This window comes from Streptococcus sp. HSISS2, from assembly GCF_000448665.1.
Classification (GTDB): Bacteria; Bacillota; Bacilli; order Lactobacillales; family Streptococcaceae; genus Streptococcus; species Streptococcus raffinosi.
This window is the reverse complement of sequence record NZ_CM002133.1, coordinates 1,499,680-1,517,578: the sequence shown is the minus strand read 5'-3', so window position 1 is coordinate 1,517,578 and position 17,899 is coordinate 1,499,680. Positions and strand designations below refer to the sequence as shown.

At 42.3% G+C, this 17,899-nt stretch carries 19 protein-coding genes and 1 pseudogene; all 20 read left to right on the top strand.

The window, feature by feature from the left end; genetic code table 11:
- A partial coding sequence (locus HSISS2_RS06755; protein ID WP_042767055.1) for an HNH endonuclease occupies window positions 1–437 on the top strand: 437 nt, incomplete at its 5' end.
- A 177-nt stretch (window positions 438–614) separates the two neighbouring features.
- A complete protein-coding gene (locus HSISS2_RS06750) occupies window positions 615–1,094 on the top strand; it encodes a phage terminase small subunit P27 family (protein WP_021146028.1) in 480 nt (159 codons plus the stop codon).
- Window positions 1,095–1,110: 16 nt separating this feature from the next.
- Window positions 1,111–2,982 (top strand): terminase large subunit, encoded by a 1,872-nt coding sequence (locus HSISS2_RS06745; RefSeq protein ID WP_021146027.1) that lies wholly within the window; start codon window positions 1,111–1,113, stop codon window positions 2,980–2,982.
- A 3-nt stretch (window positions 2,983–2,985) separates the two neighbouring features.
- Window positions 2,986–3,165, top strand: coding sequence for a DUF1056 family protein (locus HSISS2_RS06740; protein WP_021146026.1), 180 nt, complete (start codon window positions 2,986–2,988; stop codon window positions 3,163–3,165).
- Between the two features lie 17 nt (window positions 3,166–3,182).
- A complete protein-coding gene (locus tag HSISS2_RS06735) occupies window positions 3,183–4,334 on the top strand; it encodes a phage portal protein (protein WP_021146025.1) in 1,152 nt (383 codons plus the stop codon).
- Window positions 4,321–4,989, top strand: coding sequence for a head maturation protease, ClpP-related (locus HSISS2_RS06730; RefSeq protein ID WP_021146024.1), 669 nt, complete (start codon window positions 4,321–4,323; stop codon window positions 4,987–4,989). The genes HSISS2_RS06735 and HSISS2_RS06730 overlap by 14 nt, the downstream gene beginning before the upstream one ends.
- A gap of 14 nt (window positions 4,990–5,003) precedes the next feature.
- Window positions 5,004–6,193: pseudogene (locus tag HSISS2_RS06725) on the top strand (phage major capsid protein).
- 15 nt (window positions 6,194–6,208) lie between these two features.
- Entirely contained in the window at window positions 6,209–6,523 is a 315-nt protein-coding gene (locus HSISS2_RS06720) for a head-tail connector protein (RefSeq protein WP_042767054.1), read from the top strand.
- Window positions 6,523–6,873 carry a phage head closure protein gene (locus HSISS2_RS06715; RefSeq protein ID WP_042767053.1) on the top strand — a complete coding sequence of 117 codons (351 nt, stop codon included), beginning with the start codon at window positions 6,523–6,525 and terminating at the stop codon, window positions 6,871–6,873. The genes HSISS2_RS06720 and HSISS2_RS06715 overlap by 1 nt, the downstream gene beginning before the upstream one ends.
- 5 nt (window positions 6,874–6,878) lie before the next feature.
- Window positions 6,879–7,250 (top strand): HK97 gp10 family phage protein, encoded by a 372-nt coding sequence (locus HSISS2_RS06710; protein WP_240472001.1) that lies wholly within the window; start codon window positions 6,879–6,881, stop codon window positions 7,248–7,250.
- A gap of 54 nt (window positions 7,251–7,304) precedes the next feature.
- On the top strand, window positions 7,305–7,676 hold the full coding sequence (locus HSISS2_RS06705) for a DUF806 family protein (protein WP_021146020.1): 372 nt from the start codon (window positions 7,305–7,307) through the stop codon (window positions 7,674–7,676).
- An 18-nt stretch (window positions 7,677–7,694) separates the two neighbouring features.
- Window positions 7,695–8,312: a phage tail protein gene (locus HSISS2_RS06700; RefSeq protein WP_021146019.1), complete on the top strand. Its 618-nt coding sequence runs from the start codon at window positions 7,695–7,697 to the stop codon at window positions 8,310–8,312.
- Between the two features lie 60 nt (window positions 8,313–8,372).
- A complete protein-coding gene (locus HSISS2_RS06695; RefSeq protein WP_021146018.1) occupies window positions 8,373–8,726 on the top strand; it encodes a phage tail tube assembly chaperone in 354 nt (117 codons plus the stop codon).
- 218 nt (window positions 8,727–8,944) lie between these two features.
- The gene (locus HSISS2_RS11880; protein ID WP_021146017.1) at window positions 8,945–9,919 is read left to right on the top strand and encodes a phage tail length tape measure protein; all 975 of its coding nucleotides are present in this window, start codon (window positions 8,945–8,947) and stop codon (window positions 9,917–9,919) included.
- Window positions 9,907–11,421 (top strand): tape measure protein, encoded by a 1,515-nt coding sequence (locus HSISS2_RS11875; protein WP_021146016.1) that lies wholly within the window; start codon window positions 9,907–9,909, stop codon window positions 11,419–11,421. The genes HSISS2_RS11880 and HSISS2_RS11875 overlap by 13 nt, the downstream gene beginning before the upstream one ends.
- A complete protein-coding gene (locus HSISS2_RS11480; protein ID WP_021146015.1) occupies window positions 11,409–13,928 on the top strand; it encodes a CHAP domain-containing protein in 2,520 nt (839 codons plus the stop codon). The genes HSISS2_RS11875 and HSISS2_RS11480 overlap by 13 nt, the downstream gene beginning before the upstream one ends.
- Window positions 13,929–13,933: 5 nt before the next feature.
- Window positions 13,934–15,214 carry a distal tail protein Dit gene (locus HSISS2_RS06680; RefSeq protein ID WP_240472070.1) on the top strand — a complete coding sequence of 427 codons (1,281 nt, stop codon included), beginning with the start codon at window positions 13,934–13,936 and terminating at the stop codon, window positions 15,212–15,214.
- A 44-nt stretch (window positions 15,215–15,258) separates the two neighbouring features.
- Window positions 15,259–15,489: a phage tail domain-containing protein gene (locus tag HSISS2_RS11475; RefSeq protein ID WP_021146013.1), complete on the top strand. Its 231-nt coding sequence runs from the start codon at window positions 15,259–15,261 to the stop codon at window positions 15,487–15,489.
- Complete coding sequence (locus tag HSISS2_RS11470; protein ID WP_021146012.1) at window positions 15,489–15,926, top strand: hypothetical protein; 438 nt, start codon at window positions 15,489–15,491, stop codon at window positions 15,924–15,926. Before HSISS2_RS11475 ends, HSISS2_RS11470 begins: the two co-directional genes overlap by 1 nt.
- On the top strand, window positions 15,881–17,899 hold a 2,019-nt coding region (locus HSISS2_RS06675), incomplete at its 3' end, for a phage tail protein (RefSeq protein WP_205617841.1). The genes HSISS2_RS11470 and HSISS2_RS06675, both read left to right, overlap by 46 nt.

Genomic DNA, 17,899 nt, shown 5'->3' with positions numbered 1-17,899 from the left:
ACATGGAAGCAGCATACACAGAGGAGAGACAGAGATACTCACGGACAAGATACAACACACGAGTAAGGAACCGAGATGATGAGAGCAAGGAACGCTACGCATTCTATCGCTCGAAGACTTGGTCATCTATTCGTAGGATAGCTTTGGAACGTGACAACTATCTATGTCAGTACTGTCTAGCGTTGGGTGTGACCACACCAGACGCACGTATAGGCGACCACGTAACACCCGTTGAAATAGCTCCAGAACTTAGAACTGAAATTTCAAACGTAGTAGCTACATGCAGAAGCTGTGATAACACCAAGAGGACTTTGGAACAAGGAATATATGGTACTGGTCAAAATAGAACAAAACAGAACACTGAGCTACGACTTTCCGTGGCAACGTGGGCAGATTTAATAGCCCGCAAAAAAGAGGACGTTGTTAAACCCCTCTAATAAGCCCATAGCACGATTTTATAATAAGGGTGGTGTAAATAAACCCTCGACCCGATTTAAAATTAACCCCGCCCCCTTTCTCGTGCCAAGGAGAGCCACCACAAGGTGTTTTCTTACATCGCACGCCAATTTTGAGGGTTTTAACAAGGGTCTATTTTTAATTTAGGAGGTGAGAAAATGGCGAATAAGTCACCAGCTAGACGGAAACCGTTTTACGAGCAAAATGACCGCTTTCTACCCATTGACCCACCGAACTATCTAGGAACGGTGGCGAGGTCAGTTTGGACTAAAATCATTCCGTTTTTAAAAGCAACAGAAAAGGTCGAACGTATTGACATTTTCCTAGTGGAAACTTACTGTACGACCTACGAAATTTACAAAAAAGCCTATGAGGACGTGAAAGAAAACGGTATCCAAACCGAGATTATTAAATTCATCCAGTCGCCCGGAAGTGGTGAAATTCTAGGCGAGCAGTCTATGGGATTTAAGAAGAATCCAGCCGTTGCGACGATGAAAGATGCTGCCGAAACCCTTAATAAAATAGGTATCCAGCTAGGTCTGACACCTAAAGGAAGGGCAGAATTGACTGAAATAGCCGGAAGTCAGGCTGATAATAAGTCCCTAGGGGATATGATGAAAGAATTCCTAGGTAAGTGATCGGAAAGGAGCAATAGTGAAAACGAATCTGATAAAAACTCATGATATAGATGCAGCGTATAAAGAATTTGATTTCACTGACATCGCTAAAAAATATCAAGACGATGGCACAAAATATTGCTTTGATGCCTTGGAAGGTCGGATAGTGACTGGATACATGATTAAACTGGCATGTTTTAGACATTTACGAGACCTGCAAAGACAAGGCAACGACGACTTTCCGTATACCTATGAAACGACTGAAGCGGACAAATTATTGCGTTTTGCTAGGATATGCCCGAACGTTGATACTGGTGAGCCTACACAACTGATGCCGTGGCAGAAGTTCATCCTATGTATGCTTTTCGGGTGGAGAAACGCTAACGGTGGTAAACGTTTCAGCCGTGCCATCGTTTCGGTTGGTCGTGGTCAAGGTAAAACATATTTGATGGCTATTCTTACGGCATATTCGTACTTTATCGAAAGTTTCGGATTATCAAACCAAGATTATCTTGTAACCTCTATCAACTTCAAGCAAACAAACAAGTTGCTTGGTTATATCAAATCTATGATGAAGCAGATAATCCAAAACGAGCCCTTTAAGAGCTTGGCAAACGAAACTGAGTTAGGTTTGCATAGCGACCAAGTTATTATGAAAGCTAACAACAACGTTTTAAGGGCTATTTCTGCTGAGAGTGGGCAATATGATAGTTTCCACTTTACCACGGCTATTTTTGATGAAATTGGAGAAATTGAAACAAGGGATGCAGTTTCTAAGATTGTTTCTGGACAAGTAAAAGTACCGAATAGACAGTTTGTTCAAATCTCTACCGCTTACCCAAACCCGTCCGTTCCTTTTAGGGAAGACCAAAGAATTATGCAGCAAGCTATGGAAGACGACGACAATAGGGACGCTGATACATACCTTTGTTTAGTATGGTCTCAAGATAGCTTGGATGAAGTTTTTCAACCAGAAACATGGGGGAAAAGCAATCCGCTTTTAGACTTGGAACAAGAGCGTGACAACCTTATGAAAGGGTTGATGGATAAAAGGGATAGTGACCTATTGAGCGGTAATCTAGCTGATTTTCAAGTTAAGAACATGAATTGTTGGTTGTTGGCAGATAGCAATAGCTTCCTTGATTTAACAGATATTGAAAATGCAGTCGTTGATGAATTTGACATCAAAGGCAAGCGTGTCTATGTCGGACTGGATGCGTCTATGTTCAGCGATAATACGGCTATCGGTTTCGTTTATCCGTATGTTTCGGAAGATGGCAGTCAGAAATGGCACATCGAACAGCATAGTTTTATCCCCTGGCAACAAGCAGGCTCTTTAGAAGCCAAAATGGAACAAGATGGTGTCAACTATCGAGACTTGGAAACCAAGGGCTACTGCACGATTACAAGTCACCCACAAGGGCTTATCAATCCAGAGGAAGTGTACCGCTGGTTTTGTGAGTATGTCGAAGATAATCAGCTTGATGTAGTCTTCTTCGGCTATGACGCTATGGGGGTTTCAAAGCTTATCAAAGCCTTGGAATCTAATACTAGCTTTCCACTTATGCCAATTAGACAACGGACAAGCGAACTGAAAGACCCGACAAAATTCCTTCAAACGCTATTTATCGAAGGTAATATCACCCGTTTGGATGATGAAATCATGCGAAAAGCCTTGATAAATGCGGTGATTAAAGAAGATAACATCGGTATTCAAGTGGACAAAATGAAATCAACCTATAAGATTGACGTTGTGGACGCTCTTATCGATGCGTTTTATGATGGCATGTATGCGTTCGAAGATTACGCTATTACTAACAATCCAACGTGGAAGGTGGAACACATGAGCCAAGAGGCCGTTTTGAATTGGCTAAAAAACCCAGATAGTGGGCTATTAGAGGAGTATTAACACATGATTTTGAAGTTTTTAAAGGCAATTTGGGCAGTTTTTGACATTTTGATGTTCATTTTAGCTGCAATTTCGCTCAATGTGACCACTTACCACATTGGCTATGTATGGTTTGGCATTAGTATGGCAATCACATTTGTACTAGCTGGGCTAGTGAGTGAATTAGCTAGCAAGAAAGGCTAGAAAGGAGGTGATAATAATTGCCTATATTTAATTTAGCAACCGAAAGCCCACCGAGCAATCAAGGGGGCTTTTTTGATATTACTGATCCAGAGTTTTTAGCTACCTTGAACGGTAGCGAGTGGGTATCAGCCGAAACCGCTCTTAAAAATTCGGACTTATTCTCTATTATCAGTCAGCTATCCAATGACCTTGCAACCGCTAAGCTAACAACTAGTCGAAAGCAAATGCAAGGTATCGTAGATAACCCATCGAACAACGCTAATCGCTTTAACTTCTACCAGTCCATCTTTGCTCAAATGCTATTGGGTGGCGAAGCCTTTGCGTACCGCTGGCGTAATGACAATGGGCGCGATATGAAGTGGGAGTATTTAAGGCCATCTCAAGTTTCTTTCAACCGATTAGACAATCAGAACGGGCTTTATTACAACATCACATTTGATGACCCACGCATACCACCTAAACAGCATGTACCGCAAAGCGATATTTTACACTTCAGATTGCTTTCTGTAGATGGCGGGCTAACAAGCGTAAGTCCGTTGATGGCCCTTGGTAGAGAGCTGAATATTCAAAAAGCCAGTGATAGGCTTACGCTTAATTCTCTTAAAAACGCCCTAAATGCCAATGGTATTTTGAAAATCAAGGGTGGTGGGTTGCTCGATTTCAAAACTAAGCTCTCACGTTCTCGACAAGCGATGAAGCAAATGCAAGGTGGTCCGTTGGTACTGGATGATTTAGAGGACTTCACACCTCTTGAAATAAAATCCAACGTGGCCCAACTACTTAAGCAAGCGGACTGGACGACCGGACAATTTGCAAAAGTCTACGGTATTCCAGAAAACGTAGTCGGCGGACAAGGTGACCAACAATCATCACTAGAAATGAGTTCTAATGTGTATGCTAAAGCAGTATCACGCTATCTAAGGCCATTTCTTAGCGAACTGTCTCAAAAACTTTCGTGCGACGTTGACGCTGATATTTTTCCAGCAGTTGATCCGACTGGTGCTAACTATATCAGCCGTGTCAATAGCATGGTTAAAACTGGTACACTCGCACAAAATCAAGGCTTGTATATTTTGCAACAAGCTGAGATTTTGCCTAAAGAGTTGCCAAAAGGTGAAAACCCTAACCATACCACACTGAAAGGAGGTGAGATAAATGGGCAAGATTGACATCAAAGGCGATATTGTAAGTGATGATGTTGGCTCGTTCTATGAATGGTTTGGCATGTCTAGTACCTATCCAAAACTGGTACAAGATGCCATTGCTAACGACGAAGACGAAGAAATCACGCTTAATATTGCTTCTAATGGTGGTGATGTGTTTGCAGCTAGCGAAATCTATACCATGCTTAAAGCTAGCGGTAAACGTATCGTGGTTAATGTGCAAGGGCTTGCGGCTAGTGCTGCGAGTGTCATTTCTATGGCTGGTGATACCGTGCGTATCAGCCCAACGGCACATATTATGATTCACAAAGCATCTACTGGTATCGTTGGCAATAGCGATGACCTGGAGCATCAATCAGCGGTGCTTAATAGCATTGATGAATCTATTGCTTTGGCTTACGAGATGAAGACTGGTCTTAAACAACCAGAATTGCTTGATCTCATGGCTAAAGAAACATGGCTTAATGCGAAAACTGCCGTTGATAAAGGCTTTGCGGATGAAATCATGTTCTTCGAGAATAATGAAGAAGACATCATGGTTACTAACGCCACACATCAACTACCAAGCAAATCAGCAATCGCTAAATTTAAGAATATGATTGCGACACCTAAGACCAATACTTTGCGTGAGCAGAAATTGGCTATTTTACTTGAAAAATGAAAGGAAGATGATTGATGAAAACATCAAATGAATTGCATGACCTTTGGGTTGCTCAAGGCGACAAGGTCGAAAATCTTAATGAAAACTTAACGTAGCTATGCTTGATGATTCAGTTACCGTTGAAGAATTGCAAGCTATCAAAAACGAACGTGACACTGCGAAAACGAAGCGTGACATGTTCAAAGAGCAATACACTGAAGCTCGTGCTAGCGAAGTAGCGAATATGTCAGAGAAAGACAAGAAACCTTTGACCGAAAGCGAAGAAGAAGTTAAAGCTAACTTTGTCAAGGACTTCAAGAACCTCGTTCGTGGTCGCTACCAAAACTCGCTTGATTCTAAAACAGATGGAACTGGTGCCGATGCTGGATTGACTATCCCACAAGACATCCGTACAGCTATCAATACTTTGGTTCGTCAATACGATTCGTTGCAAGAATACGTTAACGTTGAAAACGTAACTACTCTTACTGGTTCTCGTGTATACGAAAAATGGGCTGAAATCACTGGCCTTTCTATGATTGATGATGAAGCTGGTCAAATCGGCAACAATGACGATCCTAAATTGTCACTTATCAAGTACACTATCAAACGCTACGCTGGTATCTCAACAGTAACTAACAGCTTGCTTGCTGATTCTGCTGAAAACATCCTTGCTTGGTTGTCTGGTTGGATTGCGAAAAAAGTCGTTGTAACTCGTAACAAAGCTATCTTGGATGTTATTGCAACACTCCCAACAAAACCAACATTGGCTAAATGGGACGATATCATCGACCTTGAGGCTAAAGTTGACCCAGCGATTAAACAAACGTCATTCTTCTTGACTAATACTTCTGGCTTCACTGCCCTTAAGAAAGTTAAGAACGCTATGGGTGATTACCTCATGGAACGTGATGTAAAATCACCTACTGGTTACTCAATCGATGGTTTCGCAGTTAAGGAAGTTTCTGACCGTTGGCTTGCTAATGGTGCAGCTGGAGCTATGCCACTCTACTTTGGTGACTTGAAGCAAGCGGTAACATTGTTTGACCGTCAACACTTGGCACTACTTTCTACAAACATCGGTGGTGGTGCGTTTGAAACTGACACTACCAAAGTACGTGTGATTGACCGTTTCGACGTTGTTAAAACTGATGAAGAAGCGTTTGTGCCAGCGTCATTCAAAGCAATCGCTGACCAAAAAGCTAATCTTACTGCCGGAGCTTAATTTAGGAGGTAAGCAATGAGTGTATCTAAGGAAACCATCGTGCAGACTCTTAATCTGGATGAGACAGACGACACTGCACTCATTCCAGCTTACATTGAATCGGCTCAACAGTACATCATCAATGCCGTGGGAAGCGATAAGAAATTCTATGATCTCGAAAGTGTAGAATCTTTATATGACACGGCTGTAATAGCCCTCACAAGCTCATATTTCACCTACAGAGTGGCTCTAACGGACACGGTGACTTATCCTATCAATCTCACTTTGAATAGCATAATAGGGCAATTGAGGGGCTTATACGCAACGTATAGTGAGGAAAGAGGTGACTAATGCCTAAAGTTAGATATTTACCCTCAGACTTTCGTTTCAAGGCTGATTTCGGTACATACCAAAGCACCCCTAACAAGTTTACGGGTGTTAGCGTGCCAAAATTCGTCAAACAGTTTACATTGCATTATAAACCTCATACTCGCACTCTCAACCAAGAGTATTTAGCTCAACAGAATGGCGAAAGCGATACACGAGTGATTGTTATCCGTCATAATGCCAAAGTGATTGAAGGTCAAGTGGCTGTTCTAAATGGCACTCAGTATGATATTGTGCGTATTAGTCCAAACGAAAACTTTGGGCTAAACCGCTACGACTTTCTGACTTTGAGAAAACACAAGAAAGTTGGGTGATGGCTATGGTAGGGCTTGATGAAGCGCTAGAGAGCTGGCTTGAAACGGTAGCCAGTATTGGCGATATCACACCAGCGGAACAAGCTAAGATTACTACCGCTGGTGCGAAAGTGTTTCAAAAGGAACTGGAAGAAGTTACTAGGCAGAAACACTACTCAAACAAAAAAGATTTGAAGTATGGGCACATGGCTGACGGTTTATCTGTCCAATCCACTAATGCGGATGGCAGAAAGAACGGTGTGGCAACCGTAGGCTGGAAGAATAATTACCACGCTCAAAATGCCAGACGATTAAATGACGGTACAAAAAATACCGCGCTGATCATTTCGTTACCAATGTCCAAAACGATAGCGCTGTACAGAAAAAGGTGCTATTAGCAGAAAAAGCGGAGTATGAGAAACTCATTCGCAAGAAAGGAGGACAGTGATTAAGTGCTAGCAACCGTAAAACTAAAAGAGCTGATTGACGGCAAAAAATTTGGTGAAATAAGCGAAGTATATGCAAACAACTTGCCTAAAGAGCTCGAAGAAAATACCGATAAGACAATCGTTTTGCTCACTGAAAGCAATCCATCCCTTGACTTAAGCGGAAACAATACCTTTTTCAGTAAAACAGATAGAGTAGAAGTCCAGATTTTCTACAAGGCTGATATCGATTTCGATATTGAAGCCTTTGAAATGGAACTATTGAAGTTTCTAAAATCTGAACATTATTCAATTACAGACATGAGAGAGCATAGCATAGACCCCGATACGTTACAGATTACGGCGGTCGTTTTTGTTGCTCTCGATAAATTAATTTAACAAAGGAGAAATTACTATATGGCAATTGTAGGTTTGAAAATGGTCCGCCTTGCTTTGGTTGACTCTAAAACCCAAAAACTCATCAAAGGCAACGATGGCCTTTCAACTGATGGCGTGATTGAAGTTGATTCAAGCATGCTTGGTACTCGTACCGCTAACATTTCTAACTTGGAAGGACAAGCTACTAAGGTTCCTGGGAACAACCAAACACAAGACGTTATGGTTGCGCCAGGCTCACCAACAGTAGCGTTTGACTTCAATAACCTTGATTTCGACATCAAACAAAAACTACTTGGATTCCGTCCTGACAGCAAAGGTGGTTATACGAAGGACGGTGAGAAACCACATGTAGCGGTGTTGATTGAATCTGAAACACTTGACCGTAAACACTCAGTATTTTTTGGTTTTGCTAACGGTATCATGCAAGAAACAACTCAAAACGTTGCAACAGATACTGATACTGCCCAAACTCGCCAAAACGATAACATGACATTCAGTGCCTTGTCAGCGGATGCGTTTGGCAATGAACCATTCAAGAAATATTTCTCTGGTTCATCAACTTTCGATAAAACTAACATGTACAAAGAAGTATTTGGTGGATATGCACTTACAGGGGCTGGCGTATCCCCTCAATAATTTGCAAGAGGTCGGGCTCATGGCCTGACCTCTATTTTTGTTAAAAAGGAGTAAAGATAAATGGAAATCAGAACTATTCAAATCCCAGAAATCAGCAAAAAAGCCTTCAAGGTGACAACAAGCAACCGCAATGTCTTGCGTATGCACGAGTATCAACTTGCTGTGCTTAAAACCAGCGACACTGTCGAAGAAGGTGATACACAAGAGCAAGCACAAGCAAGCTTTACTATTCTCAAAGAAATGCTTAGCTTTATCCGTGCCATTCTCAACTTGGATGATGAATCCTATGACAAATTGCTTGATTTGGACAATGAGCGTACACAGCAAATTGCTGAAAAAATGGTCGGCTATATGTACGGTTTGACGGACGAGCAACTTGAAAACGCTGCTGGTGAAGTTGACCCAAAAGACTAAAATCTAAAGGCGAACAGATTTTTGATTTAGAAAATCGTATTGAAGATTTGAAAATCATTGCTAAAAAATCAATCCAAGGTTTTGGGTGGACACTAGATCAGTATTATGACACTGACTATTACGAGCTGATGAAGATCTTAAATGCCAAAGAGGAAGAAGATAGAATGGTTGACCCAACATCTTTACTCTAATTTTTAAGGAAAGGAGGAAAATAATACATGGCAAAAGTACAAGCTACCATGTCCACGGAAATCGCCTTAGATACGCTACAGGCTGCCAATTCGATTAAGCGATTAACTCAGTTGGTTAATAGCTCTACGAACGCATGGAAGGCACAAGAAAGCCAAATGCGTAGTGCTGGTGATTATCTAGGAGCAGCACAAGCTAAGTACGACGGTTTGGGTAATGCTATTCAAAACCAACAACATAAGATTGAGAAACTGAAACAAGAACAGTCTCAATTGAAAGGTAGTACCGCTGAAACCGCTGAACAGTACCTTAAGTACCAACAACAGATTGACCAAGCTACCACACGTTTGGCATCCTTGGAGAATCAACAACGTCAAGCTAAAAATAGTTTAGAATATCAAAAGTCTGGACTTGCTGAACTGCAAAAAGAGTACAAGGCACAAAATGAAGCTTCAGAAACCTACGTCAGACGCTTGAAAGCTGAAGGTAAGGAAGACGAAGCCAGGCAAGAACAACTAAAGCAATATAAGGGTTCTATTACTAACTTAAACAAGCAGTATGAGACCCAAAAAGAAATGCTTGAGCGTGTGGCAAAACAATCCGGAAGGACAAGTGATGAATATCGCAAACAAAAGCAACGTTTGGATGAAACCGCCACAAGCCTTGCACATACTCGCAATGCTGCCGATAAGCTGAATGGTGAGATTGAGCAAAGCCAACGGTCTAGTTCACTTATCGGACGTTTGAAAGAGAGCTTTAAACGTTTGGGTAGTGAAGTTAGTGAGACTGAAACAAAAACCTCACGTTTAAAAGGTATCTTCGGGGCTACGTTTGCAGCTAACTTGATTAGCAACGGTTTCCAAAATGCATTGGGAGCTATCAAGGGTAAATTTGACGAAATCGCACAATCAAGTGCCGAATACGTCAAATATCAACAAACCATGAACGCCACTTGGCTAACCTTAACTGGTAACGCTGAAGAAGGTAAAAAATGGTCGATATGACCAACCAAATGGCACAAGCGGCGGCTAACTCGACTGAAATGGTTGACGGTATGAACCAAAAATTCTATGCCGTAACCCACAACACCGAGTTAACCAAGCAACAAACACAAGCCATCTTGACATTGCAGGATGCGTTTGGTCAGACCGATGCAGCCGTTGAGAATTTCGCCACTCAGTGGGCTCAAATGATCGCCAATGGTAAGGTTCAGGGGCAAGACATGATGTCTATCATCAATGTCTTCCCAGAAATGAAGAACCAGTTGAAAGAAGTTGCTGGGCAAGAATTGGGCATTGCTAACATGACCCAAGAGCAATATGCCAAGTTGCAAAGCGATGGTAAGATTACCGCTGAAATGGCTCAAAAAGCCTTGTTTGAGTTGCAAGACAAGTACAAGGATGCTACTGCTAACTTCTCTACTACCATCGGTGGTCTTGAAAGAACTATCCAATCTCGTATGCCAGCGGTAGTTGCTGCCTTCCGTGACCCAATAGATAAAATGAAAAACCCATTCTTACAACAGATTGGGAACTGGGTTGCAGACCCTAACACTGAAGGGAAGTTCAAAGAACTTGGGGAACATGTTTCTAAAGGTCTGGGAACTATCATGGATGCCTTTTCTAAGGTGTTTAACCTTGGTAATGGTACAGACAAGCTTAACGGCTTAATGGACGGTCTCAATAAGTTTGTCGACAACCTAAGCAAACGCATTGCTAACAACGCCCCTAAAATTGTAGCTTTCTTCAAGGAAACTAAAGACAGCATAGGACCACTGCTCAGCATTGGTAAAGACTTTGCTGGTGGTGTGTGGGAAACTGCCATCGACATGATTAAAGGTGTCGCTGGTGCTTTCAATCTCATGGCCGGGAACGGGAAAAAAGCTAAAGCCCCAGTCACTTCACTTTCCAAGGCTTTGGGTGGTATTGCCGAACACAAAACGGCTATTAAAACAGTCGGTTCTTTATTTGCAACTTACTTTGTAGGTTCTAAAGTAGCTTCAGGAGTGATGAAAGTTGCGAAAGCCATTAAAGTGATGAAAGAATCTACGGTAGCTATGACTGTTGCTCAAAAAGCATCAGCAGTAGCGCAAAAAGCGTGGAACTTAGCAATGGCTTCTAACCCTATTGGCTTGATTGCGGTAGCCGTAGCCACGGCTATTACTGCCTTGGTCTTACTTTATAAGCACAACAAGAAATTTAAAGCCTTTGTGGACGGCATGTTTAATGCTGCTAAAAAGGCTTTCGGTAAAATCTTCAAAGTCACTAAACAAATCTTTGGTAAGATCATTGATTTCTTTAAAAAGGACTGGAAACAAGTCCTTTTATTTATTGCCAATCCTATTGCTGGGGCTTTTGCTCTGATCTATAAGCACAATAAAAAATTCAAGAAATTCGTTGACGGTATTGTTAAAAATATCAAAGACGGTTTTTCCAACGCTGGTAAGTGGCTCGGTAAGACGTGGGATGGCATGAAAAAACTTGGACGGGTGCGATGGACTCGATGACCAAGAGCACCAAGAAAGGTTTTGAAAAAACCAAAACATACTTCACTGGCGGTGAAAAAGGTATCAAAGCCTTCGCTAACACCGCTAAAAAATTGCTTGTAATCTCTAACCCAGTAGTCGCTGGTTTTGAGCTGATGTACAAGCACAACAAGAAATTCAAGAAATTTGTCGACGGTACAGTGGACCATGTCAAAGGCATGGCGAAAGGCGTTGCAAAACACATGGCTAGCCTCAAGAAAGACTGGTCTGACAAGTGGAACAACGTTAAAAAATTCGCATCTAAAACGTGGGAAGGTATCAAGGGGAATGCTACGGAAGCCATGACTGCCCTCGGTAAGGATATCGATAAACACCACAAAGGTATCAATAAGAATTGGTTCGATGGTTGGGAGAATTCTAAAAAATTTCTATCGAAAAAATGGGATGAAATCGGTGCTTTAACGCAAGAGAAATTCGGCGTCAACATTACCAAGCTAATTACCGACGCATTGACCAATATCGCTAACTTTTTCAAAAATACGTGGGACAACATTAAAAAAGGCTTTGGCGAGATGTGGGATGGCATGAAACGCCTTGCTGGCGATGGTATCAATGCCGTGATTGCTCTCCCAAATGCCGGTATCGATGGTATCAATAAACTTATTTCTGATTTTGGCGGTAGCAAAGAAGCGATTTCTAAAATCCCTAAAGTTAAGTTTGCCGGTGGTACTGGTATGTTTAGCTCATACCGAAACCCAATCACCAAACCTACGCTTGCTACGCTAAATGATGGCTATGATAGTCCGGAAACTAACAACCAAGAAATGGTAATTCTACCTAATGGCAAGTCATTCTTGCCACAAGGTAGAAACGTTGAATACCTCTTGCCAGCTGGTTCGGAAGTTATCAATGCAAGTGAATTGGCTATGCTCATGGGTGTTGAACGTGGAGCCTTTGCAAAAGGGACTGGTTTCTGGTCTAAAATCTGGGATACTGCTACCAACGTAGCGGGTTCGGTCTGGGACACGATGAAAAACGGTGTCGATAAATTTATGAAAATGATTGAATTTGTCGGTGATGTCGTTAAAGACCCAGTGGGCTCATTGGCTAAGAAATTCAGCCCTAATGCTGATAAGTTAGCTGGTATGTTTAATCCGCTCGGTAACGCTCTTTATAAGAAACCAGTCGAAGAAGCTAAGAACTGGTGGAAAGAACTTTGGTCTATGGCTAACGCTTCGATGGATGAAGGTACAGTGGCGATGGGTGCCAAAGGTGATGACTATCGTTTTAAAGATAAGGCAAAAGACGCTGGAGCTGACCCTTGGGGTTATTACTTCCGTGAGTGTGTATCATTCGTTGCCAGTCGTTTGGCAAACCTTGGTGTTAAACCTAGTCTATTTAGCCACCTTGGAAATGGTAATCAGTGGATTTCTGCGAGCGTACCACACTTAAATAGACCAAAACCGGGTACAGTAGCCGTCTATACTGGTGGACCTATTTCAAGTAACCACGTTGACTTTGTAACAGCTGTTCATGGCGACACTTATGACGGTGAAGAATACAACTACGGCGGGAACGGTCAGTACCACCAATACGCTGGACGGCATATTTCAAACGCTGCTACCTTCCTTGATTTCGGTGTTCGAGATAGTGGAAGTAGCGGTGGTGACGATAGCAAACCTTTGAAAGACCGAAACAATCCACTTCAAACTTTGATTAAACGACAAGTTGGTGGCATGTTCGAATGGATTAAGAAAACCCTTGGTCCGTTGCTCAGCCCTCCGGGTGGTGGTGAAGATGGCCCTCAAGGTACTGGTGTAGCACGATGGCGTGAATCTGTAGTTAGAGCGTTGGAAGCTAATGGTATTGAGCCGAATAATTTCCGTGTTTCTAAGATTTTGGCAACTATCCAGCGGGAATCGAATGGTGACCCTAACGTTCAAAATAATTGGGATAGTAACGCAAGAGCAGGACACCCATCAATTGGTTTGATGCAGACAATTGGTCCTACATTTAACGCCTACAAACACCCAGGACACAACAATATCCACAATGGATATGATAACTTGCTTGCTGCAATCAACTACATCAAACATACTTATGGTACGTCTGATGCAGCTTTTAACCGTGTCGCAGCTTACGGATATGCTAATGGTGGTCTAGTCCACAAAAACGGCGTTTATGAATTGGCTGAAGGCGATATGCCAGAATACGTTATCCCAACAGATATTGCTAAACGTGGCAGAGCGTGGCAATTACTTACTGAAGCAGTGGCCCGTTTTGCTGGGGATGCCCCACAAGGCAATCACGACAGCACGCCAAACCATGAACGTGTTTCTGTTCTTGAAGAAAAACTGGATGTCATGATTGGTTTACTTGGGCAATTAGTGACTAATGGTTCTAACCCAATTGAAATCAGAAATGTCATTGATGGTAGAAGCGTGTCAAATGGGTTAGCCCCATTTATGACGAAAGCAACAAACGATTACGAACGCAGACAAGCGTTGCTAGGAGGTAGCATTATTTGATAGGAATGTCAGTCATTTTTGACGGTAAAAACTTAACTGAATTATTTAACGAAGGTCAAGGACGTGCCGTTCCAGTGGATGTCACCAAAAACGTGGCATCAAATTTCAACAACAACTATCAAGACCAAGGGCGCAGGCGTTATGGTCAGCAATTCCTATATAGCACCTTGTCCGTCAAGCAGATTCAAGTATCATTTACCCTAATCGGTAATTACGACTACTTCAATACCATCGCTGAAACGCTAGGTGGGTATCTCAACGTAGACAAGCCTAAACCATTGATTTTCGGTGACGAGCCTAATAAGGTCTGGGAAGCTATCCCGTCTGGTCAAGCGTCGCTTACCGTAGATAAGAACACCGCACCGATTACCGCAACAGTAACGGTTACGTTTGATGTTCCAAAAAGTTACGGAGAGAATAAGACACAAGCCTTGGTAAGTAGCGATGGTGAAACTAAATATGGAAATATTAAGAAGATTTCAACCGGTCACTACAAGGCGACTTTAAAGAATTTCGGTACAGCTGAAACCTATCCAGATATTAAACTGAAGTTTAATTCAGAAAACAGCTGGGTTGGGATTGTGAAGTCTTCTAGTGAAAGCTATGAGATTGGCAATCCGAATGAATCTGATACCCGTACAGTCAAGCAATCTGAAATTCTGTTCGACTATGTTTCTAATAACTGGATTACCAACGGTTTTGCGGTTGGTGCTAAAAACCAAGGACGTTTTAACGATGATAGCCACGCGCTTAACGGGACACTTGCCATTGATAACACTTGGGGTAGACCACACATTGCCTTAACAAGTACTGGTGGTGGGGATAAATACCTACGAGGTAGCTCGTTGACATGGGAGATTCCGGCAGATAGCAATGGTCAGAAAGGGGCTACCTATGAATATTTTTGGTGGAGACAAATCTTGTGGTTAGGTGCTGCAAACCAATTCGGTTTCATCAAAATTTCAGTAACGGATGCAAACGGTGTGTTTCTCTACGGTGTAGAAACTTACAAGCACACTAACGGTTTTGACTGCCATTATAATTTCCTAGCAGGAGATGGCAAAGGCGGTTATAAAGTGCTCGATAGAAAACATTTCTACGGAACACACGTATCAACTGCCAATCCATTCAATGAACCACAAGGATGGTCTGATGTTCAACGGTTTGATGATGTCCTTCAATTCTACTGGCAAGGCTCTTATCCTAAATTCACCGTGCCAGAGATTAAAGGAAAAAATCAGCTAAAATCCACATTGGTATTTTTGGTATCAAAGATTGGCCATTGATCACACACTTGTATCTGGATAGTTTTGTTTATCGGAAAGATTACGTGAACAAGGAAGAAGATATCCCTAACCGTTTCCGTAAGGGTTCTATTCTCGAAGTTGACATGGCTAAAGGCAAAACTTACGTCGACAATCTGCCAGCTCTTAATGAGCTAACTTACCTGTCCGAACCGTTTAGTATTGGTACGGGTGATACAGAAATCGACATCTACACATCGAGTTGGACAAGAACTGACCCGACTATTGAAATTACATGGAAGGAGCGTTTCATTTAATGCAAATTTGGATTCATGACAAGAACATGCGAAAAGTGTGTGCGTTGAATAACAACGTTCCTGGCATGTTGCCCTACTCTAACAGTCAGTGGCATAGCTATCTTGAATATTCAACCAGCACATTCGATTTCACAATTCCTAAGATTGTCAACGGGGAACTGCATGAAGATGTAGCTTACATCAACGATCAGATGTATGTGTCATTTTTTTATGATAACAGCTATCACGTTTTCTATGTGTCACAGTTAGTTGAAAACGATGATAGTTTTCAACTGACATGCAACAATACCAACCTTGAGTTAGCACTTGAACAGGCAGGAGCGTTTAAAAGTGATAAACCACAAACCATAGCATGGTACCTTGAAAAAATACATTGCTTGAATTTGCAAATATGGAAATTGGAGTCAATGAAGTATCAGATAAAACAAGAACTTTAAGTTTCGAGCAGCAAGATACCAAGTTAGAACGATTACATAGTATTATGGCTCAATTCGATGCGGAATTTTCATTCAGAACTGAGCTCAACCGAGACGGTACTTTGAAACGTTTTATCATCGACATTTACCAACAACCAGACGAAAACCACCACGGTATTGGTAAGGTTAGGGGTGATGTGGTCCTTTATTTTCAAAACGAATTGAAAGGCGTGCAAGTCACTAGTGATAAAACGCAACTTTTCAACGCTGGTAATTTCATTGGCCAAGATGGTGTTAATCTAAACGATGTTGAATTTGAGGAAAAGAACGAGCTGGGACAAGTAGAATTTTATTCTACGCGTGGTGATAGTTTAGTATTCGCTCCGCTGTCTAGGGAACGCTACCCATCTACCATGAATCCAGGCAACGCTGATAACTGGACACGCAAGGACTTTGAAACCGAGTACAAGGATGTTAACGCTTTGAAAGGCTACGCCTTGCGTACCATCAAGCAGTACGCTTATCCACTCATGACCTACACGGTTGATGTCCACTCTAGTTTCATGGAAAACTACAAGGATGTTAACTTAGGCGACACTGTTAAGATCATCAATAATAATTTTAGAGGTGGTCTAGCCCTCGAAGCTCGTGTCACTGAAATGGTAATCAGCTTTGACATGCCGTTGAATAACTCGGTTGTTTTTTCTAATTACCGTAAAATTGTGAACAAGCCATCGTCTGATTTGCAACAACGCATTGATGAAATTGCAGCAAGAGCCTTGCCATACCGTGTCGAAATCACAACTACAAACGGAACGGCATTTAAAAACGGTGTTGGTCGCTCAACAGTTCGACCAGTCTTGAAACAAGGCGACAAAACAGTTAATGCGACTTGGCGTTTCGTAATTGACGGTACCATTAAATACGTGGGTATGACCTACGACGTGGTAGCGTCAGAGATTACTCAACCAACAGCCTTGACGGTTTCCGCATGGGTAGATGACAAAGAAGTAGCTTCAGAAGAAGTTACTTTTTTAAATGTCTCAGACGGCAGAAACGGCACCAAAGGCGATACCGGTCCTAAAGGTGACAAGGGCGAACGTGGTGACAGAGGCCTCATAGGCTTGCAAGGCCCGAAAGGTGACCAAGGCATACCCGGGGTTAAGGGTGTCGATGGTAAAACCCAGTACACCCACATAGCTTACGCTGACACGGTCTCCGGTAGCGGTTTTAGCCAAACCGACACTAATAAGGCGTTTATCGGCATGTACCAAGATTTCAATACTACGCATAGTCGGAATCCACAAGATTACCGATGGTCTAAATGGAAGGGTAGCGATGGACAGGATGGTATTCCCGGTAAGCCCGGAGCAGACGGGCGCACACCTTATGTCCATTTCGCTTATGCGGATAGTGCCGATGGACGAACTGGTTTCAGACTGACTCAGAACGGGAAAAAGCGCTATTTGGGTGTGTGTACTAATTTCGACAAATCGGATAGCATTAACCCGGCTGATTATTCATGGAATGACACGGCTGGCAGTGTTTCGGTCGGTGGTGAAAACCTTATCCGTAACTCAGCGTTTCCAGAAAAACTGGATAATTGGGGCTATTGGGAAGCACCACAACCCAACTCTAATCTGTCCATTTCAAGCCATGGGTTTTACTACAATGGCGCTAGACCGCTATTCTTGCTAAAGACATCATCATCATTAGTGCCAACGTCTACGCTACGTTTTCCAGTCAAACGAAACACTGATTATTCGTTCAATATTCAAACGTTTGCCACTGGGAACATAAAGGGTGTAGACATCTATTTCCTCGGTCGCAAGTCGAATGAAACAGATAAGACATTCTCTAAGGTTGTTAACTTTAAAACACACAATGGCTCACCGTCCACAACAGGTTTGGCCAAGTGGCATTTAACTTTCAACGCTGGGGAATGCGACGAAGGTTTTATCCGTATTGACAACAAGGGGACAAATAACGGCAAT

Bases quoted from the DNA above. Each gene is read 5' to 3' on its own strand.
- HSISS2_RS06680 (WP_240472070.1), top strand. From the start codon at position 13,934: ATGTCAGTCATTTTTGACGGTAAAAACTTAACTGAATTATTTAACGAA.
- HSISS2_RS06720 (WP_042767054.1), top strand. From the start codon at position 6,209: ATGAGTGTATCTAAGGAAACCATCGTGCAGACTCTTAATCTGGATGAG.
- HSISS2_RS06750 (WP_021146028.1), top strand. From the start codon at position 615: ATGGCGAATAAGTCACCAGCTAGACGGAAACCGTTTTACGAGCAAAAT.
- HSISS2_RS06695 (WP_021146018.1), top strand. From the start codon at position 8,373: ATGGAAATCAGAACTATTCAAATCCCAGAAATCAGCAAAAAAGCCTTC.
- HSISS2_RS06710 (WP_240472001.1), top strand. From the start codon at position 6,879: ATGGTAGGGCTTGATGAAGCGCTAGAGAGCTGGCTTGAAACGGTAGCC.
- HSISS2_RS06740 (WP_021146026.1), top strand. From the start codon at position 2,986: ATGATTTTGAAGTTTTTAAAGGCAATTTGGGCAGTTTTTGACATTTTG.
- HSISS2_RS11470 (WP_021146012.1), top strand. From the start codon at position 15,489: ATGCAAATTTGGATTCATGACAAGAACATGCGAAAAGTGTGTGCGTTG.
- HSISS2_RS06730 (WP_021146024.1), top strand. From the start codon at position 4,321: ATGGGCAAGATTGACATCAAAGGCGATATTGTAAGTGATGATGTTGGC.
- HSISS2_RS11875 (WP_021146016.1), top strand. From the start codon at position 9,907: ATGGTCGATATGACCAACCAAATGGCACAAGCGGCGGCTAACTCGACT.
- HSISS2_RS11480 (WP_021146015.1), top strand. From the start codon at position 11,409: ATGGACTCGATGACCAAGAGCACCAAGAAAGGTTTTGAAAAAACCAAA.
- HSISS2_RS11880 (WP_021146017.1), top strand. From the start codon at position 8,945: ATGGCAAAAGTACAAGCTACCATGTCCACGGAAATCGCCTTAGATACG.
- HSISS2_RS06700 (WP_021146019.1), top strand. From the start codon at position 7,695: ATGGCAATTGTAGGTTTGAAAATGGTCCGCCTTGCTTTGGTTGACTCT.
- HSISS2_RS06715 (WP_042767053.1), top strand. From the start codon at position 6,523: ATGCCTAAAGTTAGATATTTACCCTCAGACTTTCGTTTCAAGGCTGAT.